This is a genomic window from Pseudomonas sp. R11F (assembly GCF_050312575.1).
In the GTDB taxonomy this organism is placed as follows: Bacteria; Pseudomonadota; Gammaproteobacteria; order Pseudomonadales; family Pseudomonadaceae; genus Aquipseudomonas; species Aquipseudomonas palleroniana.
Map to the genome: position 1 here is coordinate 54187 of NZ_JBNPJU010000015.1, position 21955 is coordinate 76141.

A 21955-nucleotide genomic window follows, 5' to 3' on the forward strand; every position below is an offset into this window, starting at 1 on the left:
AAAACTAAAGAAAGAGAGTTGTTACTTACACCGCCGCAACGGGACGCATGTAAGAGATCGGTGCGGTGCTGGCATCTTCGAAGGTCACGACTTCCCAAGCGTCTGTCTGCTCAATCAACTTGCGCAGCAGCTGGTTGTTAAGGGCGTGGCCCGACTTGAAGCCTTTGAACTCACCTATCAGGCTGTTGCCCAGCAGGTAGAGGTCACCGATTGCGTCGAGGATCTTGTGCTTCACGAATTCGTCTTCATAGCGAAGGCCGTCTTCGTTCAGTACACCATCCGCGTCGACCACGATGGCGTTTTCAACGCTACCGCCGAGTGCGAGGTTGTGCTTGCGCAGGTACTCGATGTCACTCATGAAACCAAAGGTACGCGCGCGGCTGACTTCTTTTACGAACGAAGTACTGGAAAAATCCACGCTTGCACTTTGGGTGCGGTCACGGAATACCGGGTGATCGAAATCGATCTCAAAGCTCACTTTAAAGCCTTCGAACGGGACGAAGGTGGCGCGCTTGTCGCCGTCTTCTACTGTCACTTCCCGCAGAATACGAATGAACTTCTTGGCTGCGTCCTGTTCTTCCAGGCCGGCAGATTGAATCAAGAATACGAAGGGTCCAGCGCTGCCATCCATGATCGGGACTTCGGACGCGGAGAGCTCGACGTAGGCGTTATCGATGCCCAGGCCAGCCATGGCCGAGAGCAAGTGCTCCACCGTATCCACTTTGACGTCACCGTTGACCAATGTGGTCGACATAGTGGTTTCGCCAACGTTTTCCGCGCGAGCAGGAATCTGCACCACAGGGTCCAGGTCGGCACGAACAAACACGATGCCGGTGTCGACAGGTGCAGGTTTGAGGGTCAGGTATACCTTCTCCCCGGAGTGCAGACCTACACCTGTTGCACGGATAATATTCTTCAGGGTGCGTTGTTTAATCATGGATTGGACCGCTTCAGCGCAAATTGCGAACTGGTATCAACAAAGGCTGGCGATAATACCAGACCAGACCTTTGCTGAACACCAATCACCTTCATAGCCCTGATACATTCCATTAATCGGCCTGACGACGCAAGAATGCCGGGATGTCCAGGTAGTCCAGATCATCTTGCGGATTCAGGCTACGGGACGCCGCAGCACCGGCCTGGGCCTGGTTGCGCATCACGGTCGGACGGTCCAGATCACGGTAGTTCACCGACGGCTGTTCCTGACGCACGGGCGCTGGAGCCGCAGCTGGCTGGCTGGCCTGGCTGTTGTGCAGGGTGTTGTCGATGACCTTCACAGGCTTCTCGATTTTTGCACCCAGGCCGGTAGCAACCACGGTCACGTGCAGCTCATCACGCATGTCCGGATCGATAACGGTGCCGACCTTGACCATGGCGTGCTCGGAAGCGAAGGCTTCGATGATGCTACCCACGTCGGAGTATTCGCCCAGGGACAGGTCAGGACCTGCGGTGATGTTCACCAGGATGCCGCGCGCGCCTTGCAGGTTCACGTCTTCCAGCAACGGGTTGCGGATGGCCGCTTCAGTGGCTTCGCGTGCACGGTTCGGACCGCTGGCGCAGCCAGTGCCCATCATCGCCATGCCCATTTCGCTCATCACGGTACGCACGTCGGCAAAGTCGACGTTGATCATGCCTGGGCGCTTGATGATGTCGGAGATACCGCGAACGGCACCGGCCAATACATCGTCAGCCTTGGCGAAAGCCGACAGCAGGCTGGCGTCTTTACCCAGGATAGTCAGCAGCTTCTCGTTGGGAATGGTGATCAACGAGTCGACGCTTTCAGACAGCAGACGGATACCTTCGTCGGCGATCTGCATGCGCTTGCGGCCTTCGAACGGGAACGGACGGGTCACCACAGCGACGGTCAGAATGCCCATTTCCTTGGCCACTTCGGCAATGATCGGCGCAGCACCGGTACCGGTACCGCCGCCCATGCCGGTGGTGATGAACACCATGTTGGTGCCTTGCAGCACTTCGGCAATACGCTCGCGGTCTTCCAGAGCGGCTTGACGGCCGACTTCCGGGTTGGCGCCGGCGCCGAGGCCCTTGGTCACGGCTGTGCCCAATTGCAGGATGGTCCGCGCACCGATACTTTTCAGCGCTTGGGCATCAGTGTTGGCGCAAATGAACTCAACGCCTTCAATGTTGCTCTTGACCATATGGTTGACAGCGTTGCCGCCGCCACCGCCGACACCGATCACTTTGATGACCGGGCTTGCGGGGATGTTGTCTACGAGTTCGAACATGTTCCCTCTCCTTTCATTTTCTCTAGTTTTTTCGCCTACTGCTTGGAACGGTGTTGCGGTGTTGCGGTAAATCGTTAGAAGTTGCCTTGCACCCAGCTTTTGATCCGGTCCAGCAACGGCGCTTTCTCATCGTCGTCGCTGCGGTAGCTGTCACGAATGCTCGGGCCCGACAGGGAAATGCCGTCGGTCTGCTTTTGCAGCCCGTACAACAGCAAGCCCACGCCAGTGGAATAAATCGGGTTGCGCACCACGTCGCCCAGGCCCTTCACGCCATGGGGCACGCCCAGGCGCACCGGCATGTGGAAGATTTCCTCGGCCAGTTCGACCGCGCCTTCCATTTTCGAAGTACCACCGGTCAGCACGATGCCGGCCGGGATCAGATCTTCGTAGCCACTGCGGCGCAGTTCCGCCTGGATCAGGGTGAACAGTTCGTCGTAGCGTGGCTCGACCACTTCGGCCAGGGCCTGGCGCGACAGTTCGCGCGGTGGGCGGTCGCCGACGCTTGGAACCTTGATGGTTTCACCGGCACCGGCCAGCTTGGCCAGGGCACAGGCGTAGCGAATCTTGATTTCTTCGGCGTACTGGGTCGGTGTCCGCAACGCCATGGCGATGTCGTTGGTCACCTGGTCGCCCGCAATCGGGATCACGGCGGTATGACGGATCGCGCCTTCGGTGAAGATCGCGATGTCGGTGGTGCCGCCACCGATGTCCACCAGGCACACGCCCAGTTCTTTTTCGTCGTCGGTCAGTACCGAGTAGGCCGAAGCCAGTTGCTCGAGAATGATGTCGTCGATTTCCAGGCCGCAGCGGCGCACGCATTTTTCAATGTTCTGCGCGGCGTTGACGGCGCAGGTCACCACGTGGACCTTGGCCTCCAGACGTACGCCCGACATGCCCAGGGGCTCGCGAACACCTTCCTGGTTGTCGATCACATAGTCCTGCGGCAGGGTGTGCAGGACGCGCTGGTCAGCCGGGATGGCCACGGCCTGGGCTGCGTCGAGGACGCGCTCGAGGTCGGCCGAACTGACTTCGCGGTCGCGGATCGCCACGATGCCGTGGGAGTTCAAGCTGCGGATGTGGTTACCGGCAACGCCGACGAACGCCGAGTGAATCCGGCAACCGGCCATCAGCTGCGCTTCTTCGATGGCGCGCTGGATCGATTGCACGGTGGACTCGATGTTGACCACCACGCCCTTCTTGAGGCCCCGGGACGGATGCGTGCCAATACCGACGATTTCGATCGTGCCGTCTTCCCCGACCTCGCCCACCAGCGCCACCACCTTGGAGGTGCCGATATCGAGACCGACGATCATTTTGCCGCTTTGCACGTTTGCCATGGGTCCTGCCTCTTCTTAATTCTTCGCGACAGCGGGTTGTGCTGCCGTGGGCGCAGCCGGTGTACGCCAGCCGACGGCCAGGCCGTTGGCGTAACGCAGGTCGACGCTCGCAATGTTCGTAATCTGTTCTTTCAAGGTTTTGTCATAGATGGCAATAAAGCGGCGCATCTTCTCCACCAAGCGGTCGCGTCCCAGCAACAACTCGATGCCCGGGCCGGAACTGCCTGCCCCGGTCGTCAAAAACCAGCTGCCCCGCTCACGCAATTCCAGGCGTGCAATGGAGAAGCCCAGCGGCCGCAGCATCTGGCTCAACGCCTGGTACTGCTGCATCACTTGCTGTTGCGCCCGCTGCGGCCCGAACAGCTGCGGCAGGTGCTCATAGTTGGCCACTTCACGAGGCGCAAACGCCTGCCCCTGGTTGTTCAGCAACGCGCCATCACCCCAACGGGCCACGGGCAGTTGCTCTTCCAGGCGGATCGTCACCTGGTCCGGCCATACACGGCGGACTTCGGCGTGGGCGATCCACGGCATCTGTTCCAGCTCCGAGCGCATACCGGCCAGGTCGATGGTGAAGAAGCTCGCCGCCAGGTACGGGCCGATGCGCTGCTGCACCGCCTGCTGGCTGATGTAGCTCAAGTCGCCCTGCACACTGACCTTGGTAATCGGTCGGTCGGCATACGGCAGCAGACGCTGGGCGCCCTCGTAGGTGCCGAAACCCAACGCCACCAGCAACACCGGCCAGAACAGCGCCTTGAGGAAGCCAAAGTTGGCCTTGGGCAAGCGCACCGACATCGGCTCTTTAGCCACCATTCGGCTGGCACCCCGTGGCACCGGCTTGCGGCTCGGTACGGGTGGGGGCTGATGACGAAGCGATGCGCCGTTCATGTTCTTAGCCTCTTGACTCAACGCTTGCGGCCAGGATCGCCAGCACCAGCTGCTGGAAATCCAGACCGGCGGCACGGGCGGCCATAGGTACCAGGCTGTGATCGGTCATGCCGGGAGCAGTGTTGACTTCCAGGAACCAGAAATTCCCTTGCTCATCCTGCATCACGTCTGCCCGCGCCCAACCGGCGATACCCAGTGCCTCACAGGCTTTCGCCGTGAGGTCCATCAATTGCTGTTCCTTGGTTGAATCGAGGCCACATGGAATCCGGTACTGGGTATCGGAAGCCAGGTACTTGGCGTCGTAGTCATAAAAGGTGTGGGGCGTACCCAATGCGATAGGCGGCAATACCTGGCCACGCAGGGTGGCGATGGTGTACTCGGGACCTTGGATCCACTGTTCCACCAACACTTGCGAATCGTAGGTACTTGCCGCTTTCCATGCGTCGATCAATTCGGCGGCCGAGTTCACTTTGGCCATGCCGATACTGGAGCCTTCATGGGCAGGTTTGACGATCAAAGGCAGACCCAGTTCCTTGGCCGCGGAAATACAATCGTCTTCGCTGCACAGAACACTGTGACGCGGGGTTGGAATCCCCAGGCTGTGCCACACCTGCTTGGTGCGCAACTTGTCCATGGCCAAGGCGGAAGCGAGGATGCCGCTGCCGGTGTAAGGGATGCCCGCGCACTCCAACAGCCCCTGCATGCTGCCGTCTTCACCGCCACGGCCGTGGAGAATGATGAAGGCGCGGTCGATCTTCTCGGCCTGCAGGCGGGCGAGGAAATCATCGCCCACGTCGATACCGAAGGCATTCACACCGGCGCTTTGCAAGGCTTCGAGCACGGCGTTGCCGGATTTGAGCGACACTTCGCGCTCGGCGCTTTTGCCGCCGAACAGCACCGCTACACGGCCGAAGTCGGCCGGGGTAATTCTGGAAAACAGGGAGCCGTAGTCAGTGGTCATTTCGACTTCCCCTTTTCGGCAGCGGCGAAAAGCGGGCTCGCCAGCAATTTAGGGGCAAGGCCACCGATGTCGCCGGCGCCCTGGCACAGCAGGATATCGCCGGCACGCAACAGCGGCTTGACGAGCGGCGCCAGATCCACGCCGCGCTCGATGTAGATAGGGTCCAACTGGCCACGCTGGCGGATGCTGTTGCACAACTTGCGGCTGTCGGCGCCCGGAATCGGTTCTTCACCGGCCGGGTAGACTTCCATCAACAGCAGCACGTTGGCATCGGCCAATACATTGACGAAATCGTCATACAGGTCGCGGGTGCGGCTGTAGCGATGCGGCTGGTAGACCATCACCAGGCGGCGCTCCGGCCAACCGCCGCGCACGGCCTTGATCACCGCCGCGACTTCAGTCGGGTGGTGGCCGTAGTCGTCCACCAGCATCACGTCGCCACCGTCTACCGGCAACTGGCCGTAGACCTGGAAGCGGCGGCCCACACCGGCAAAGCGCGACAAGCCTTCGACAATGGCTTCATCACTGACACCCTCGTCGGTGGCAATGCAGATGGTCGCCAGGGAGTTGAGCACGTTGTGGTTGCCCGGCATGTTGACCGAGACATCCAGCGGCTCACGGTCAGGACGCAGCACGGTGAAGAAGGTTTGCATGCCTTCCTGGCGCACATTGATTGCGCGCACATCCGCGTCTTCGCTGAAGCCGTAGGTCACGGTCGGGCGCTTGACCAGCGGCAGGATTTCACGCACGACCGGATCGTCCAGGCACACCACGGCCAAACCGTAGAACGGCAGGTTGTGCAGGAACTCGACGAAGGTTTTCTTCAACTTGTTGAAGTCGCCGTCGTAGGTCGCCATGTGGTCCGCGTCGATGTTGGTCACCACCGCCACCAACGGTTGCAGGTGCAGGAAGCTGGCATCACTTTCGTCGGCTTCGGCGATCAGGTAGCGGCTGGTGCCGAGCTGTGCATTGGTGCCGGCTGCATTCAGGCGGCCACCAATCACGAACGTCGGGTCCAGGCCACCGGCGGCGAATACCGAGGCGATCAGGCTGGTGGTGGTGGTTTTGCCGTGAGTACCGGCGACGGCGATGCCATGGCGATAGCGCATCAGCTCGGCCAGCATCTCGGCGCGTGGTACCACCGGAATACGCCGTTCAAGGGCGGTGGCCACTTCCGGGTTGGAGGTGTTCACGGCACTTGAAACCACCAGTACATCAGCCTCGGCGGCGTTCTCGGCGCGATGGCCGATAAAGATCTGTGCGCCGAAGGACTTCAGGCGATCGGTCACCGGCGACTCTTTCAAGTCCGAACCGGAGACCTGGTAACCCAGGTTCAGCAACACTTCGGCAATACCGCACATGCCCACGCCGCCGATCCCGACGAAGTGGATACGACGGATGCGGCGCATCTCCGGTTGTGGCATGGCTTTCTGATTCTCAACCATGGGCCACCTCCAGGCAGATATCCACCACGGTGCGGGTAGCGTCGGGTTTGGCCAGGCGGCTTGCGGTGCTCGCCATGTTGCTGAGTCGTTCCGGTTGCATCAAAACCTCGGTCAGGCGTGCGGCCAAATCGGCGGCGCCAGTCGTTCTTTGCGGCAGCAGGAAGGCAGCGCCCTCCCCGGCCAAATATTCGGCGTTGCGGGTCTGGTGATCGTCGATGGCATGGGGCAAAGGCACCAGCAACGATGGCAGACCGGCGGCGGCCAGTTCACTGACGGTCAGCGCACCAGCGCGACAGACCACCAGGTCGGCCCAGCCATAGGCATGGGCCATGTCTTTGATGAAGGGCTGTACGTTCGCCTCTACACCCGCCTCGCGATAGCGCGTGGCGGTGACTTCACCATGATCCTTGCCGGCCTGATGGAAGATCTCCGGGCGCAGCTCCACCGGGAGTTGCGCCACCGCTTCCGGCAGCAGCTTGTTCAGCGGCTCGGAGCCCAGGCTTCCGCCCAGGATCAGCAGGTGAGCCTTGCGCCCGACTAGGGCCTGGCGCGCGATATCCATAAACAGTTCGGTGCGTACCGGGTTGCCGGTGGTACGCAGTTTGTCCGAGACACCAAAGGTCTGCGGGAAAGCCTCGCACACCCGCGCAGCCAACGGCGCCAGCATGCGGTTGGCGGTGCCGGCGACGGCGTTCTGCTCGTGCACGATCACCGGCACACCCGCGAGCCTGGCGGCAACACCGCCAGGGCCGGTGACGTAACCACCAAAACCGAGCACACAGACCGGCTTCAGTTCGCGGATGATCTTGCGCGCCTGGAACACCGCCTTGAGCAGCACAAACGGCGCCTTGAGCAGGGACAGCTTGCTTTTGCCACGCAGGCCGGTGACGTTGATCAGATGCAACGGCAGGCCGGCATTCGGCACCAGGTCGTTCTCGATGCCACGCGGCGTACCCAGCCAGTGCACGGTGTAGCCACGGCTCTGGAATTCACGGGCGCAAGCCAGGGCCGGGAACACATGGCCCCCGGTACCGCCCGCCATGATCAGCACGTTAGCGCCCATGAGACGGCTCCTCGGCGAAGTCGCTTTCGCTGAACTCCATCTCTTCGCTGCCCAGGTGGGTTCGACTCTCCCACTCGATGCGCAGCAGCAAGCCCAGGCACACGCAGCAGATCACCAACGAACTGCCGCCGTAACTGAGGAACGGCAAGGTCAGACCCTTGGTCGGCAGCAGGCCGACGTTCACCCCGATGTTGATCAGGAACTGGCCGATCCACAGGAACGACAAGCCGTACGCCACATAGGCGGCGAAAAACTGTTTGGCCTTCTCGGCCCACAAGCCGATGTACATGCCGCGTACGCACACAAACAGGAACAACGCGACGGTGCACAGCGAACCCACCACGCCCAGCTCTTCGGCGAGCACCGAGAATACGAAGTCGGTATGCGCTTCCGGCAGGTAGAACTGCTTCTGCACACTGTTACCCAGGCCCACGCCCAGCCACTCGCCGCGACCGAAGGCGATCAGCGCCTGGGTCAACTGGTAGCCGGAACCGAACTGGTCGGACCAGGGGTCGGTAAAGGTAATCAGACGCGCCATACGATAGGGTTGCGCCTGGACCAGAATCGTCACCGCCGCAACCGCCAGCACCACCATCAAGGTGAAGCGGAACAGGCCCACGCCGCCCAGGAACAACATCGCCGCCGCCGCGCCCATCATCACCACGGTTGCGCCGAAGTCGGGTTCCATCAGCAACAGGCCGGCCATCGGCAGCAGCACGATGAACGGCTTGAAGAAGCCCATCCAGCTTTCGCGCACTTCTTTCTGTCGACGTACCAGGTAGCCGGCGAGGTAGATCACCACGAACACCTTGGCGATTTCCGACGGCTGCACGTTGAACGCACCGAAGCCGATCCAGCGCATCGAACCGTTCACCTCGCGACCGATGCCGGGCAGGATCACCATGACCAGCAAGCCGAACGCACCGATCAGCATCATCCAACCCAGGCGCTGCCAGGTGGCGATGGGGATCATCATGGTGACAACGCCGGCCCCGAGGCCGATCACCAGGTACACCAGGTGACGGATCATCATGTAGAGGGTGTTGCCCGACTGCACGGCGGCAACTTCGGAGGATGCCGAAGTGATCATCACCAGGCCCAGGCCCAGCAGCGCGAGGCAGCCGGCGAGCATTGGGAAGTCGAGGTCGATACCACGCCCGGTGATGATCGGCGACGGGTACGGCTTGATGATGTTTCTGAAATTGATGCTCATGCCAAGGCCTCCACGCCGCGGGCAAACAACTGGCCGCGCTCTTCGTAGTTCTTGAACATGTCGAAACTGGCACAGGCCGGCGACAGCAACACCGCATCGCCCGGCTGGGCCAGGGCCCTGCATTGCGCAATGGCGTCGTCCAGGGACGTCACGCGAACCTGCGGCACGGCGTCACCAATGGCGGCACCGATCAGGTCCGAATCACGGCCCATCAACACCACGGCGCGGCAATGTGCGGCGACCGGCTCTTTGAGGTCTTTGAAGTCGGCGCCTTTGCCATCACCGCCGGCAATCAACACCAACTTGCCTTCGATATCGGCGCCGAGGCCTTCGATGGCCGCCAGCGCCGCACCGACGTTGGTCGCTTTGGAATCGTTGTAGTAGCTGACGCCATCCAGGTCGCGAACCCACTGGCAGCGATGCTCAAGACCACCGAATGTGCGCAGGCTCGACAACATGGCATCGAACGGCAGGCCAACGGCATGACCGAGCGCCAGTGCCGCCAGGGCGTTGGACTGGTTATGCGCACCGCGGATTTTCAGCTCGCGCACCGGCATCAGGTTCTGGAATTCGAAGGCCAGGTACTTCTCGCCGTTTTCTTCACGGATACCGAAGGCCTTGAAGTCGGGTTTGCCCAGACCGAAGGTCCAGCACGGCAGGCCCTCGCCCATCAGCGGACGGCTCAAGGCATCCTGACGGTTGACCACTACCTGCCTGGCACCGCGGAAGATCCGGTGTTTGGCCAGGTGATACGCCGGCAGGCCGCTGTAGCGGTCCATGTGGTCTTCGCTGACGTTCAGCACGGTGGCGACTTCGGCGCCCAGGTCGTGGGTGGTTTCCAGCTGGAAGCTCGACAGCTCCATCACGTACAGCTCGACGTCGTCGCTGAGCAAGTCCAGGGCCGGCACGCCGAGGTTGCCGCCCACGGCCACACGCTTGCCGGCCGCTACGGCCATCTCCCCAACCAGGGTAGTCACGGTGCTTTTTGCATTGGAGCCGCTGATGGCCACGATCGGCGCCTTCGCGTGCCGCGCAAACAGGTCGATATCGCCCGACAGCTTCACGCCACGCGCCGCTGCTGCTTGCAGGGCCGGTGTCGCCAGCGCCAGGCCGGGGCTCACGTAGAGCTCGTCGGCGCGGCACAGAAACTCGACATCCAGCTCGCCACAACGCACTTCCACGTGCGGATAGTCACGGCGCAGCGTGACCAGCTCCGGTGGATTTTCCCGCGTGTCGGCCACGGCGAACGCCACGCCCCGGCTCGCCAGGAAGCGAACCAGGGACATGCCGCTCTTGCCGAGGCCGACAACGATGCGGAAGTGGTCTGAAGCGATCAGGGACACTCGTTTCTACCTCAGTTTCAGGGTGGCAAGGCCGATCAGCACGAGAATCACGGTGATGATCCAGAAACGGACAATCACGCGTGGCTCGGGCCAGCCCTTGAGTTCAAAGTGGTGGTGAATCGGCGCCATGCGGAACACACGACGCCCGGTCAATTTGAAGGAAGCCACCTGGATGACCACCGACAGGGTTTCCATCACGAACACACCGCCCATGATGAACAGCACGATTTCCTGGCGAACGATCACCGCGATGGTACCCAGGGCCGCGCCCAGCGCGAGTGCGCCGACGTCGCCCATGAAGACTTGGGCCGGGTAGGTGTTGAACCACAGGAACCCCAGGCCGGCGCCGATCAGCGCGCCGCAGAACACGATCAACTCGCCGGCGCCCGGTACGTAGGGAATCAGCAGGTATTCAGCGAACTTCACGTTACCCGACAGGTAGCAGAAGATGCCGAGCGCACCGCCCACCATCACCGTCGGCATGATCGCCAGGCCATCAAGGCCGTCGGTCAGGTTCACCGCATTGCTGGAGCCGACGATCACGAAGTAGGTCAGCACCACGAAACCAACGCCGAGGGGAATACTGGCGTCCTTGAGCATCGGGATGATCAGGGTGGTCTCGACCGCGCTTGGCGCGGTGGTATAGAGGAAAATCGCAGCGGCGAGCCCGAACACCGATTGCCAGAAATACTTCCAGCGGCTTGGCAGCCCCTTGGAGTTTTTCTCGATCACTTTGCGGTAGTCGTCCACCCAGCCGATGGCGCCGAACAACAGGGTCACCAGCAACACCACCCACACATAGCGGTTGTGCAGGTCGGCCCACAGCAAGGTGCTGATACCGATGGACGACAGGATCAACGCACCGCCCATGGTCGGGGTGCCGGACTTGGACAGGTGCGACTGCGGGCCGTCATTGCGAACCGATTGACCAATTTGCAGGTTCTGCAGGGTACGGATCATCCATGGCCCCAGGAACAGCGACAGAGACAGCGCGGTCAGCACACCCAGGATCCCGCGCAGGGTCAGGTACTGGAAGACCGCGAAGCCTTTGTAGAACTGTTGCAGATACTCAGCCAGCAGCAGCAGCATTAATGTTTCTCCGTACTTGAGCCACACAAGGCCGCGACGACGTTTTCCATCACCGCGCTGCGCGATCCCTTGATCAAAATAGTGGTGTGTTTGTCTTGTTCAGCCGCTGTCAGCGCCTGGATCAATTCGGCCTGGGTCGCGAAGTGCCGCGCGCCTGCGCCAAAGGCGTTGACGGCGTGCGCCATGTTCGAGCCGACGGCGTAAAGCGCATCGACTTTGCCGGCGGCATACGCGCCGACTTCGCGGTGGCCTTGTTCAGCCCAGTCGCCCAATTCGCCGATATCGCCCAACACCAGCACCTTGCGCCCGTCGAAGCCCTTGAGCAGATCCACGGCGGCATTGATGGAGGATGGGTTGGCGTTGTAAGTGTCATCAATGACGCGCATACCGTTGCTTGCCAACTGCGCCACGGTGCGCCCCTTGACCGGCTGCACGGCGCCCAGGCCGGTCGCGATACCGAACAACGACACACCCAGGGCGTACGCAGCGGCGGCGGCGGCCAGGGCATTGGCGACGTTATGGTTGCCGAGCAGATTCAGTTGCACCCGCTCACTGCCCTGCGGGGTGTGCAGGGTGAACGACGGGCAGCCACGGGCGTCGACAGAGATATCGGAGGCGTGAAAATCAGCGGCGGCATTGAGTACGGCAAAAGTCAGCACCTTGCGACCGGCAGCGCGTACACGCCAGGTCTCGAAAGCCTTGTCGTCGAGATTCAAAACCGCAGTGCCGGATGCGTCGAGACCCTCAAGGATTTCACCTTTGGCCTCGACGATCTTCTGCGGGCCGCCGAACTCGCCGACGTGGGCGGTACCGGCGTTGCTGATGATCGCCACGTGAGGCTTGGTCAGCGCCACGGTGTAGGCGATTTCGCCGATGCGCGAAGCGCCCAGTTCGATCACTGCCGCCGTGTGTTCCGGGGCCAGTTCGAGCAGGGTCAGCGGAGCGCCGAAATCATTGTTCAGGTTGCCACGGGTAGCGAGCACCGGCCCACGCGTGCGCAACACACCGGCAAGCAGCTCCTTGACCGTAGTCTTGCCGCTGGAGCCGGTGATGGCCGCGACAGGCTTGTCAAAGGCGGCGCGGTTCAGCGCACCCAGTTGACCGAGGGCCAGGCGGGTATCGGCGACCAGCAACTGCGGCAAGGCGCAGTCCGCAACTTCACGTTGCACCAGAGCACCTACTGCACCTTTGGCGGCAACGTCGTTCAGGTAATCGTGCCCGTCAAAGCGCGGGCCGGCCAAGGCCACAAACAGCTGGCCCGGCTTGATATTACGGCTGTCGATACTGACGCCATCGAAGCTGCAGTCGCTCGACAACACGCGGGCCGAAAGGGCCTGGGCCAGCTCGCTGAACTTCATCGCCTTAAGCATGGGCAACCTCCCAGGCGGTCAAGGCATGATCGGCCTCGACCAGATCGGAGAAGGCATGGCGTTCGCCGTTGATTTCCTGGTAGTCCTCATGGCCTTTACCGGCCAGCACCACTACGTCGTCAGCGCCGGCGCTGGCGATCAACTGGGCAATGGCTGCACCACGACCGGCAACGAACGTGGCCTTGGAAGCGTCTTTGAAGCCAGCACGGATGTCATCGAAAATCTGGCTCGGGTTTTCGCTGCGCGGGTTGTCGTCGGTCACGAGCACGCCGTCGGCCAGGCGCTCGACAATTTCGGCCATCAATGGACGCTTGCCCCGATCACGATCACCGCCGCAGCCGAACAGGCAGAGCAATTTGCCCTTGGCGTGTGGGCGCAGGGCCACCAGGACTTTTTCGAGGGCGTCCGGCGTGTGGGCATAATCGACCACCACCAACGGCTGCGAACCACCACCCAGGCGCTGCATACGGCCGACCGGACCTTCCAGCTTCGGCAGGACTTTCAGGATTTCGTCGAGGGCGTAATCCAGGCCGAGCAACGCGCCGATGGCGGCGAGGACGTTACTCAGGTTGAAACGCCCCAACAGGCTGCTGCGCAAGTGGTGCTCGCCTTGTGGGGTCACCAGCGTGGCGAGCACGCCTTCGTCATTGAACTGGGCTTCACGGCAATACAGGTACGCACTGGCGTCTTCCAGGCTGTAGCTGATCAGGCGCGACTCACCCTCCTGGGCCGCCAGCTGACGACCGAACGCGTCATCCAGGTTCACCACGCGGCACTTCAAGTCATTCCAGGCAAACAGCTTGGCCTTTTCAGCAGCGTAGGCCTCCATGGTGCCGTGGTAGTCCAGGTGATCGCGGGACAGGTTGGTCATCACCGCCACATCAAAGGCCAGCGCCGCAACGCGGCCCTGGTGCAGGCCATGGGAAGACACTTCCATGGCCACCGCCTTGGCACCGGCTTTTTTCAGGTCGGCCAGGGTGGCTTGCACGGCGATCGGGTTCGGCGTGGTGTGCAGGCCGCTTTGCAGTGCGCCATAAAAACCGGTGCCCAGTGTACCGACAATGCCGCAGTGCTGGCCCAGCAGGTCAAGCGCTTGTGCGACCAGTTGGGTCACGCTGGTCTTGCCATTGGTACCGGTCACGCCCACCAGGTTCAGCTGGCGACTCGGGTCGCCATAGAAACGCCCGGCGATATCGGACAATTGCGCCGCCAAGCCCTTGACCGGAATCAACGGGACATCGGTGATCGGCAACACGGTGGCGCCTTCCACTTCATAAGCCACGGCCGCAGCGCCGCGCTGCAGCGCATCGGCGATATGCTCGCGACCATCGAACTTGCCGCCAGGCACCGCCAGGAACAGGTCCCCGGCGCGTACGCTACGGCTGTCCAGGCTCAGCTCGCGAATCAACAGGTCGTGACCGGCGTGGGCGAAAATCTTGTTCAGGCTAAGAGACATCAGCCGCGCCCTCCATCGGCTTTTGCAGCGGCGGCCGGTGCTCCGGCATTCGCTTGTTGGGTCGGCGGCAGATTGTCCGGCGTGATGTTCATCAGACGCAGGGTGCCGGACATGACTTTGCTGAACACCGGCGCCGATACCAGGCCACCGAAATAGCCGGCTTTACTCGGCTCATCAATCACTACGACGATGGCGTAGCGCGGATCACTCATCGGGCCGAAGCCGGCGAACAGTGAGCGGTAGGAGTTTTCGGCATAGCCCTTGGTACCCACCGACGTTTTACGCGCGGTACCGGACTTGCCTGCCACGTGATAGGCCGGCACCTGGGCGCGGAATACGCCACGCGGGGCTTCGATCACTTGTTGCAGCATGCCTTGCATGGTCTTGGCGACTTTTTCCGGGATGACCTGGGTAGCTTTCGGCGCTTCGTCGACATGGATCAGGCTCAACGGAACCATGCGACCGTTATTGGCCAATACCGAGAAAGCGTGCGCCAGCTGGATCGCCGTTACCGACAGGCCGTAGCCATAGGACAGTGTGGCGGTCTCGGCTTTTTTCCAGTCGCGGTAGTTCGGCAGGTTGCCCACGCGCTCGCCCGGGAAATCCAGGCCGGTGGGTTGGCCCAAGCCGATCTTCTGGGCCAGGTGGTAGATGGTTTCGCCGCCGATATCGAAGGCGACCTTACTCATGCCCACGTTACTGGAGTTGATCAGAATACCGGTCAAATCCAGCACCGGACCTTCGGTACGGGACACGTCACGAATGGTGTATTTGCCCAACTGCAAGGTGCCTGGGTAAACCTCGACTTTGTCGCTCGGCTTCCAGCGTCCGGTTTCGAGGGCGGCACTCATGGAGATGGCTTTCATGGTCGAACCCGGCTCGAACACGTCGATCATGGCGCGGTTACGCATCATCGCCGGTTGCAGGTTGCGACGGTTGTTCGGGTTGTAGGTCGGCTGGTTGACCATGGCGAGGATTTCGCCGGTCTTCACGTCCATGATAACCAGGCTACCGGCCTTGGCGCCGTTCTCTATGATCGCGTTACGCAGTTCACGGTTGGCCAGGTATTGCAGACGCAGGTCAATCGACAACGCCAAGGGCTTGCCAGCCTTGGCGTTCTTGGTGACCTGGACATCCTTGATCAGCCTGCCGCGCCGGTCCTTGATGACCTGTCGCTTGCCGGGAACCCCGGCCAGCCATTCATCGTAGGCCAGCTCGACACCTTCGCGACCGTGGTCGTCGATATCGGTGAAGCCGACCATATGCGCGGTGGTTTCACCGGCTGGGTAGAAACGACGAAACTCCTCGATGCCGTAGACACCGGGGACTTTAAGGTCGAGCACTTGCTGGCCCTGCTCAGGGGTGAGCCCGCGCACCAGGTAGATGAATTCTTTATTGGCCTGGGCTTCCAGACGCTCAGCCAGGGCTTTCGGATCCTGGCCCAGGGCGGCTGCGAGTTCCGGCCATTTTTCCTTGGCGGTCTGCAGTTCCTTGGCGTTGGCCCACAGGGTCGTCACCGGGGTACTGACGGCCAGAGGCTCGCCGTTGCGGTCGGTGATCAGGCCACGGTGCGCCGGGATCGGGATATGACGCAGGCTACGGGCATCGCCCTGACCAATCAGGAAGTCACGGTCGACGACCTGCAGGTCGATGATGCGCCAGGCGATTGCGCCCACCATCAGCGCCAGCAAGCCGAGCACCACGCGGAAGCGCCATGGGTAGAGTGCGCCTTCGAGCTTCATCATGGCGCCACCATGCGGACTTCGGCCGCGCCCGGAATGTGCATTTTCAGCTGCTCGGTGGCCAGCACCTCGATACGGCTGTGGGCGGTCCAGGTGCTTTGCTCGAGAATCAACCGACCCCACTCCGCCTGAGCCTTGTCGCGCACGCTCAATTCCCCGTACAGGGTATTGAGCAACTGGCGGTTCCAGTGGGCGCTGTAGGACACCGCGATCGCGGACACCAGCACGCCGATAAACAGCAGCAACATAAAGAAGCTACCGCCCGGGAGGGGCTTGGCGAAAAGCTTGCTCACCGTAACTTCTCCGCAACACGCATGACGGCACTACGGGCACGCGGGTTGGCCTTGAGTTCAGCTTCGGAAGCGAACTGCGCTTTGCCATGGATCTTGATTTTCGGCACAAAGGCTTCGAAACGCACCGGCAGGTTGCGCGGCAGGTTATCCGTCTCGCCCTTGACCAGGCGACGCATGAACAGTTTGACGATGCGGTCTTCCAGGGAGTGGAAGCTGATCACCACCAGGCGCCCCCCCACTTCGAGGGCATCCAGCGCGGCTTCAAGGCCGGCTTCCAAGTCACCCAGTTCGTTATTGACGTGAATACGCAGGCCCTGGAACGCACGGGTGGCCGGATTTTTACCTTTTTCCCAAGCAGGGTTGGCAACCTTCAGCACTTCGGCCAGGTCGGCGGTACGTTCGAACGGCTGGATCTCGCGGCGCTCGACCACGGCGCGAGCCATGCGGCCGGCGAAACGTTCTTCACCATATTCCTTGAACACGCGGGCGATTTCTTCCACCGGCGCCGTAGCGATGAACTGCGCGGCACTGACGCCCCGGGTAGGATCCATGCGCATATCGAGGGGGCCGTCGTTCATGAAGCTGAAGCCGCGCTCCGGGTCGTCGAGTTGTGGCGAGGACACGCCCAGATCGAGCAAAACCCCGGCCACCTTGCCTGCCATGCCGCGTTCGGTCACTTCGGCACCCAGCTCGGCAAAGCTACGCTGCACAACGACAAAGCGGCCGTCTTCGGCCGCTAGCGCTTGCCCGGTGGCAATCGCTTGAGGGTCTTTGTCGAATCCGAGGAGTTTGCCGTCAGATCCGAGCTGGCTGAGTATCAAACGGCTATGCCCGCCCCTGCCGAAGGTGCCATCCACATAGCAGCCATCCGCGCGTACGGCGAGAGCCTCAACGGCTTCGTCAAGCAGTACGGTGATGTGGTTAAAGCCGCTATCAATAGTCACAGGATCAAATCACGCAGTTCATCAGGCATGGCGCCCGGTTGTTGAATAGCCGCCAGGTCAGCTGCAGAAACAGCATCCCAGGCATCTTCGTCCCACAATTGGAACTTGTTCAGTTGGCCCACCAGCATTGCGCGCTTGTCGAGCTTGGCGTATTCGCGCAGACGCGGAGGCACCAGGAAACGACCGCTGCCATCCAGTTCGAGGTCGACGGCATTACCAATCAGCAAACGCTGCAGGCGACGGTTTTCTTCACGCAATGAAGGCAGAGCGCGCAACTTGGTTTCAATCAACTCCCACTCATCGAGGGGGTAAACACATAAACAAGGGTCAACAGCATCAATCGTGATGATTAACTGGCCTGAACTTCGCGAAATGAGCTCGTCACGATACCGGCTCGGCATGGCGAGACGGCCTTTTGCATCGAGACTGATAGCGTTGGCTCCGCGAAACACAGTTGCGTTTCTCCAAATTTTAGCGTTTTACGTTCAAAAAACCCACTTTGTGCCACTTTCCGCCACTTGCGCACACTATAGGAATGCGCCCACCACACCGTCAAGGCGCGGATTCAAGGAAAAGCCTTACAGAACGGAGATTTAGGAGCGCAAAAGGAGGAGAAACGAGAGTTTGGCGATGTTTTTGACTCAACAACCGCAAATAGCTCATGGAGCTATGGCTTAAAGTTAAAGTGATTTATTAAGAGTAAGATTTTTTTGGTATTACGAAGATGCATCTGCCAATGATTCGGCAGGGAGGGAGTCTTGCGTTACTACCGGTTTTCTGCCCGAGATCCGGACAGAAGGAAAAAAGGTGGAGAGTCGATCTATAAGCCGGGTTCTGTCTTGAACAGTCATTCGTCTACGATGGCCATCACTGGACATCTTTAGCAACCTACCCGGTCCCAGCGCGGGCCACGCCTTGGGACCCTATTTGGTCTTGCTCCAAGTGGGGTTTACCTAGCCACGAACTGTTGCCAGTCGTGCGGTGCGCTCTTACCGCACCTTTTCACCCTTACCGGCACCGAAGTGCTTAGGCGGTTATTTTCTGTGGCACTTTCCGTAGGCTCACGCCTCCCAGGCATTACCTGGCACTTCGCCCTATGGAGCCCGGACTTTCCTCCCCCCCCTAATTTTCATAGAGGGCAGCGACTGTCCAATCGACTCTCCGCCGCGCAGGTTAACGGCACGACGGCCTCAGGACAAGTAATAAAAGTTCAGAATGGCCATCACGTTCAGACGAAATACAGGTTAAACCCCGGAACTATTCGGCTTTCTGTTTATCCAGCGCGACTTGATACAACACATTCTTACGCAAGCCGGTAATTTCCGCCGCCAGGGCCGCGGCGCGCTTGAGGGGCATTTCCTTGAGCAGTAAGTCCAGGATGCGCATCGCCTCACTGCCGACCGCGTCTTCGTTTTCCGGCGCGGTCCAGCCGGCCACCAACACCACGCACTCGCCACGCTGCTGGTTGCTGTCACCCTCGACAAAGGCACGCAATGCCTCCAGCGGCAGCCCCTTGAGGGTCTCGAAGGTCTTGGTCAGCTCACGGGCCAGCAGCGCCAGGCGCTCACCGCCAAACACCAACTCCATATCTTCCAGGCATTCCAGGATGCGATGCGGAGCCTCATAGAAGATCAAGGTACGCGGTTCTTCCTTCAAGGCTTGAAGGCGCGCACGCCGCCCAACCGCCTTGGCCGGCAAAAAGCCTTCAAAGATAAAACGGTCCGACGGCAAGCCGGCGGCAGATAATGCGGCGATCAGCGCGCACGCACCCGGAACAGGCACTACATTGATACCTGCGGCACGCGCCTGACGTACCAGATGGTAGCCCGGGTCGGAAATCAGCGGTGTACCCGCGTCGGAGATCAGTGCCACGTCGTCCCCCGCCAGCAGACGGGTGATGAAGCGGCTGCCCTCTTCGCGCTCGTTGTGTTCATGGCACGCCGCTAATGGCGTGCTGATACCAAAATGCTGCATCAACCGCTGGGAGTGACGCGTGTCTTCCGCCGCGATCAGCTTGACTTCGCGCAACACCTTCAGCGCCCGGGCACTGATGTCGTCCAGGTTGCCAATCGGCGTCGCCACCACAAAAAGCGAGCCAGCAGTGGAATTCAAAGGACCTGGAGCAGTCAAAACGCACACCTCGATGGTTGGCAAAAGCCATAGTGTAGCGCCTAGGCGCTTCGAAAATACGCCATCACGATGGATGCTTTTTCAGCCATCGACGAGCGATTGCAACATTTGCACGACCTAAATCGACGCTTTCACGCCAGTAACATCGCGCCTGAGCCAGTGCTTGGGTACAATTCCACGCTAATTTGATCGGTATCAGGAACACTTACATGATCGCTTGCCTGCGGCTGCTCTCCGCCCTCTGCCTCGCTGCCCTCCTGGCCGCTTGTGCCAGCTCGCCCTCGTCCAGCCTTGGCGACCTGCCCCGGACCCCGGATGCCAGTATCGAGCAACTGCTCGAACAGGCAACTACCGCCAAGACGCCAGAAAAGGCCGCGCTGCTGCGCCTGAGTGCGGCTGACCTGGCGTTCCACCAGAACAACCCTGGCCGCTCGTCGCAGATTCTTGCGCAGGTGCCGCTGGATGTCCTGAAACCGGCCGCACAAGTATTTGCCAGCACCCTGGCCGCTGAGTTGGCCATGGCCCGCAATCAGCCCAAGGCTGCATTGGCAGCGCTCAACCACCCGAGTCTGCAAAGCCTGAAGGATCTGCCGACAGACCAGCAGATCCGTACCGGCACCGTACATGCCCGCGCTTATGAAGCCGATGGCCAGACCCTGGCTGCCGCTCGCGAACGCGTCGCCATGGCCCCGCTGCTCAGCGGCGACGCCGCCAAGAGCAACCACGAAGCGATCTGGGCGTTGATTGCCGCGCTGCCAGCCGATCAGTTGCAAGCCAGCGGCAACCCGGTATTGGACGGCTGGATCACACTGGCCCAGGCGGTCAAGGGCGCCGGCACCCTGGAGCAGCAGCAAGCCGCTATCGATACCTGGCGTGCGCAGAACCCGGGGCATCCGGCGGCGGTGCAACTGCCGTTGCCGCTGACCAAGCTCAAGGAACTGGCCAGCCAGCCCCTGAACAAGATCGCCCTGCTGTTGCCGCAGGAAGGCCAACTGGCCTCAGTCGGCAAAGCGCTGCGTGAAGGTTTCATGGCCGCGCACTACCAGGCCGAACAGGCCGGGCAGAAGCCGCCGGTGATCGAGTTCTATGACAGCTCGCGCCTGACCTCGCTTGACGACTTCTACGCCAAGGCCCAGGCCGCCGGCGTGCAATTGGTGGTTGGCCCACTGGAGAAGCCGCTGGTCAAACAACTCAGCGCACGTCCGCAATTGCCGATCACTACCCTGGCACTGAACTACAGCGAGGCTGAACACAACCCGGCCCAACTGTTCCAGTTTGGCCTGGCGGCTGAAGATGAAGCCCGCGAAGTATCGCGCCGTGCTCGTGCCGATGGCCTGCACCGTGCCGCCGCCATGGTCCCTCGTGGCGAATGGGGCGAGCGCGTCTACAAGGCCTTCCGCCAGGATTGGGAAGCCAATGGCGGCACCGTCGTCGGTGTTGAGTACGTCGACCAGCCCGTCGCCCTCGCCCAACAGATCGCAGACCTGTTCCAGCTGCGTAAAAGCGAAGGCCGCGCCAAGAGCCTGCAAAGCACCGTCGGTACCGACGTTGCCGCTCAGCCATCGCGTCGCCAGGATATCGAGTTCATCTTCCTGGCCGTTACCCCGCAGCTGGCCCAGCAGATCAAACCCACCCTGAACTTCCAGTACGCCGGTGATGTGCCGGTTTACGCAACCTCCCACGTGTTCAGTGCCAGCGGCGACAAGAACCAGTACCAGGACATGACCAACGTCATGTTCTGCGAGACCCCATGGTTGCTCAACAGCACCGACCCGCTGCGCAACCAGGTCGCGGCACAATGGCCGCAGGCCAATGGCAGCCTCGGTCGCCTGTACGCAATGGGTGTCGATGCCTACCGTCTGGCACCGCGCCTAGGCCAGCTGAAGGCGCTGCCCGACACTCGAGTTGACGGGCTTTCGGGCAGCCTGGGCGTCAGCGCCAACCAGCGTGTCGACCGTCAGATGCCTTGGGCGAAGTTTGTCGGTGGCGACATCCAGCGCCTGCCGGACACCCCGCGCTGATGCCCGAGCGTTCCAGCGCACAAAGCGGCAAGGATGCCGAACTGCAAGCTCTCCAGTATCTGCAACGACAAGGTTTGCGCCTGCTGGCGCAAAACTGGTTGTGTAAACGCGGCGAGCTTGATCTGGTCATGCTTGACGGCGATACAGTAGTATTCGTCGAAGTCCGCTACAGAAAACACGCACAATGGGGTGGTGCGCTCGCCAGTATCGACGGGCGCAAGCGTCAGAAGCTGATACTCGCCGCGCAGGTTTTCCTGCAAGCAGAGCATCGCTGGGCTGACTCTCCCTGCCGTTTCGATGTGGTTGCCATAGAAAGCACACCGTTAGGCCCAGCTGATCTGAACTGGCTCAAAGATGCCTTCGACAGCTGATTCACCGGACACCTTCATCACACACTTTTGCTCTTTGCATTGCGGG

19 protein-coding genes and 1 other RNA gene are annotated in these 21955 nt (G+C 61.2%); 2 read left to right on the forward strand and 18 right to left on the reverse strand.

Annotated elements, in window-relative coordinates; translation table 11 throughout:
* Window positions 1-25: 25 nt before the first annotated feature.
* The 18 genes from lpxC to rsmI all read right to left on the reverse strand — a co-directional run bounded on the left by lpxC (window position 26) and on the right by rsmI (window position 19517).
* Complete coding sequence (gene lpxC / locus ACQRBV_RS04240) at window positions 26-937, reverse strand: UDP-3-O-acyl-N-acetylglucosamine deacetylase (RefSeq protein WP_003171886.1); 912 nt, start codon at window positions 935-937, stop codon at window positions 26-28.
* A gap of 112 nt (window positions 938-1049) precedes the next feature.
* Window positions 1050-2246 (reverse strand): cell division protein FtsZ, encoded by a 1197-nt coding sequence (gene ftsZ / locus ACQRBV_RS04245; protein WP_060753905.1) that lies wholly within the window; start codon window positions 2244-2246, stop codon window positions 1050-1052.
* A gap of 74 nt (window positions 2247-2320) precedes the next feature.
* The gene (gene ftsA / locus ACQRBV_RS04250) at window positions 2321-3583 is read right to left on the reverse strand and encodes a cell division protein FtsA (protein ID WP_060753906.1); all 1263 of its coding nucleotides are present in this window, start codon (window positions 3581-3583) and stop codon (window positions 2321-2323) included.
* A gap of 15 nt (window positions 3584-3598) precedes the next feature.
* Window positions 3599-4468 (reverse strand): cell division protein FtsQ/DivIB, encoded by an 870-nt coding sequence (locus tag ACQRBV_RS04255; protein WP_060753907.1) that lies wholly within the window; start codon window positions 4466-4468, stop codon window positions 3599-3601.
* 4 nt (window positions 4469-4472) lie between these two features.
* Entirely contained in the window at window positions 4473-5429 is a 957-nt protein-coding gene (locus ACQRBV_RS04260; RefSeq protein WP_060753908.1) for a D-alanine--D-alanine ligase, read from the reverse strand.
* On the reverse strand, window positions 5426-6874 hold the full coding sequence (murC, locus tag ACQRBV_RS04265; RefSeq protein WP_060753909.1) for a UDP-N-acetylmuramate--L-alanine ligase: 1449 nt from the start codon (window positions 6872-6874) through the stop codon (window positions 5426-5428). The genes ACQRBV_RS04260 and murC overlap by 4 nt, the downstream gene beginning before the upstream one ends.
* Complete coding sequence (murG, locus tag ACQRBV_RS04270) at window positions 6867-7937, reverse strand: undecaprenyldiphospho-muramoylpentapeptide beta-N-acetylglucosaminyltransferase (protein WP_244384302.1); 1071 nt, start codon at window positions 7935-7937, stop codon at window positions 6867-6869. The genes murC and murG overlap by 8 nt, the downstream gene beginning before the upstream one ends.
* On the reverse strand, window positions 7927-9150 hold the full coding sequence (gene ftsW, locus ACQRBV_RS04275) for a putative lipid II flippase FtsW (protein WP_060753911.1): 1224 nt from the start codon (window positions 9148-9150) through the stop codon (window positions 7927-7929). The genes murG and ftsW overlap by 11 nt, the downstream gene beginning before the upstream one ends.
* Window positions 9147-10493: a UDP-N-acetylmuramoyl-L-alanine--D-glutamate ligase gene (murD, locus tag ACQRBV_RS04280; RefSeq protein ID WP_104995544.1), complete on the reverse strand. Its 1347-nt coding sequence runs from the start codon at window positions 10491-10493 to the stop codon at window positions 9147-9149. The genes ftsW and murD overlap by 4 nt, the downstream gene beginning before the upstream one ends.
* Before the next feature lie 6 nt (window positions 10494-10499).
* Entirely contained in the window at window positions 10500-11582 is a 1083-nt protein-coding gene (gene mraY, locus ACQRBV_RS04285; RefSeq protein WP_060753913.1) for a phospho-N-acetylmuramoyl-pentapeptide-transferase, read from the reverse strand.
* Window positions 11582-12952, reverse strand: a complete 1371-nt coding sequence (locus ACQRBV_RS04290; protein WP_104995543.1) for a UDP-N-acetylmuramoyl-tripeptide--D-alanyl-D-alanine ligase — start codon at window positions 12950-12952, stop codon at window positions 11582-11584. Before ACQRBV_RS04290 ends, mraY begins: the two co-directional genes overlap by 1 nt.
* Window positions 12945-14408, reverse strand: coding sequence for a UDP-N-acetylmuramoyl-L-alanyl-D-glutamate--2,6-diaminopimelate ligase (locus ACQRBV_RS04295; protein WP_198760511.1), 1464 nt, complete (start codon window positions 14406-14408; stop codon window positions 12945-12947). The genes ACQRBV_RS04290 and ACQRBV_RS04295 overlap by 8 nt, the downstream gene beginning before the upstream one ends.
* Window positions 14408-16150: a peptidoglycan D,D-transpeptidase FtsI family protein gene (locus ACQRBV_RS04300; RefSeq protein ID WP_411985762.1), complete on the reverse strand. Its 1743-nt coding sequence runs from the start codon at window positions 16148-16150 to the stop codon at window positions 14408-14410. The genes ACQRBV_RS04295 and ACQRBV_RS04300 overlap by 1 nt, the downstream gene beginning before the upstream one ends.
* Entirely contained in the window at window positions 16150-16443 is a 294-nt protein-coding gene (gene ftsL / locus ACQRBV_RS04305) for a cell division protein FtsL (protein WP_003171871.1), read from the reverse strand. The genes ACQRBV_RS04300 and ftsL overlap by 1 nt, the downstream gene beginning before the upstream one ends.
* Window positions 16440-17387 (reverse strand): 16S rRNA (cytosine(1402)-N(4))-methyltransferase RsmH, encoded by a 948-nt coding sequence (rsmH, locus tag ACQRBV_RS04310; protein ID WP_060753917.1) that lies wholly within the window; start codon window positions 17385-17387, stop codon window positions 16440-16442. The genes ftsL and rsmH overlap by 4 nt, the downstream gene beginning before the upstream one ends.
* Window positions 17384-17839 carry a division/cell wall cluster transcriptional repressor MraZ gene (gene mraZ / locus ACQRBV_RS04315; RefSeq protein ID WP_003171868.1) on the reverse strand — a complete coding sequence of 152 codons (456 nt, stop codon included), beginning with the start codon at window positions 17837-17839 and terminating at the stop codon, window positions 17384-17386. The genes rsmH and mraZ overlap by 4 nt, the downstream gene beginning before the upstream one ends.
* A gap of 355 nt (window positions 17840-18194) precedes the next feature.
* An RNA gene (gene rnpB, locus ACQRBV_RS04320) (RNase P RNA component class A) lies at window positions 18195-18548 on the reverse strand.
* Window positions 18549-18644: 96 nt separating this feature from the next.
* The gene (gene rsmI / locus ACQRBV_RS04325; RefSeq protein ID WP_090366696.1) at window positions 18645-19517 is read right to left on the reverse strand and encodes a 16S rRNA (cytidine(1402)-2'-O)-methyltransferase; all 873 of its coding nucleotides are present in this window, start codon (window positions 19515-19517) and stop codon (window positions 18645-18647) included.
* Between the two features lie 209 nt (window positions 19518-19726).
* Between rsmI and ACQRBV_RS04330 the strand changes: the two genes are divergently transcribed.
* Both ACQRBV_RS04330 and ACQRBV_RS04335 read left to right on the forward strand, forming a co-directional pair.
* A complete protein-coding gene (locus tag ACQRBV_RS04330) occupies window positions 19727-21538 on the forward strand; it encodes a penicillin-binding protein activator (RefSeq protein WP_060753919.1) in 1812 nt (603 codons plus the stop codon).
* Entirely contained in the window at window positions 21538-21909 is a 372-nt protein-coding gene (locus ACQRBV_RS04335) for a YraN family protein (RefSeq protein WP_411985757.1), read from the forward strand. The genes ACQRBV_RS04330 and ACQRBV_RS04335 overlap by 1 nt, the downstream gene beginning before the upstream one ends.
* The last annotated feature ends 46 nt before the right edge of the window (window positions 21910-21955 follow it).

What these genes read in the sequence shown, in the direction of transcription:
- lpxC (WP_003171886.1), bottom strand. Translation starts at nt 937, where the DNA reads ATGATTAAACAACGCACCCTGAAGAATATTATCCGTGCAACAGGTGTA.
- ftsZ (WP_060753905.1), bottom strand. Translation starts at nt 2,246, where the DNA reads ATGTTCGAACTCGTAGACAACATCCCCGCAAGCCCGGTCATCAAAGTG.
- ftsA (WP_060753906.1), bottom strand. Translation starts at nt 3,583, where the DNA reads ATGGCAAACGTGCAAAGCGGCAAAATGATCGTCGGTCTCGATATCGGC.
- ACQRBV_RS04255 (WP_060753907.1), bottom strand. Translation starts at nt 4,468, where the DNA reads ATGAACGGCGCATCGCTTCGTCATCAGCCCCCACCCGTACCGAGCCGC.
- ACQRBV_RS04260 (WP_060753908.1), bottom strand. Translation starts at nt 5,429, where the DNA reads ATGACCACTGACTACGGCTCCCTGTTTTCCAGAATTACCCCGGCCGAC.
- murC (WP_060753909.1), bottom strand. Translation starts at nt 6,874, where the DNA reads ATGGTTGAGAATCAGAAAGCCATGCCACAACCGGAGATGCGCCGCATC.
- murG (WP_244384302.1), bottom strand. Translation starts at nt 7,937, where the DNA reads ATGGGCGCTAACGTGCTGATCATGGCGGGCGGTACCGGGGGCCATGTG.
- ftsW (WP_060753911.1), bottom strand. Translation starts at nt 9,150, where the DNA reads ATGAGCATCAATTTCAGAAACATCATCAAGCCGTACCCGTCGCCGATC.
- mraY (WP_060753913.1), bottom strand. Translation starts at nt 11,582, where the DNA reads ATGCTGCTGCTGCTGGCTGAGTATCTGCAACAGTTCTACAAAGGCTTC.
- ACQRBV_RS04290 (WP_104995543.1), bottom strand. Translation starts at nt 12,952, where the DNA reads ATGCTTAAGGCGATGAAGTTCAGCGAGCTGGCCCAGGCCCTTTCGGCC.
- ACQRBV_RS04295 (WP_198760511.1), bottom strand. Translation starts at nt 14,408, where the DNA reads ATGTCTCTTAGCCTGAACAAGATTTTCGCCCACGCCGGTCACGACCTG.
- ACQRBV_RS04300 (WP_411985762.1), bottom strand. Translation starts at nt 16,150, where the DNA reads ATGAAGCTCGAAGGCGCACTCTACCCATGGCGCTTCCGCGTGGTGCTC.
- ACQRBV_RS04330 (WP_060753919.1), top strand. Translation starts at nt 19,727, where the DNA reads ATGATCGCTTGCCTGCGGCTGCTCTCCGCCCTCTGCCTCGCTGCCCTC.
- ACQRBV_RS04335 (WP_411985757.1), top strand. Translation starts at nt 21,538, where the DNA reads ATGCCCGAGCGTTCCAGCGCACAAAGCGGCAAGGATGCCGAACTGCAA.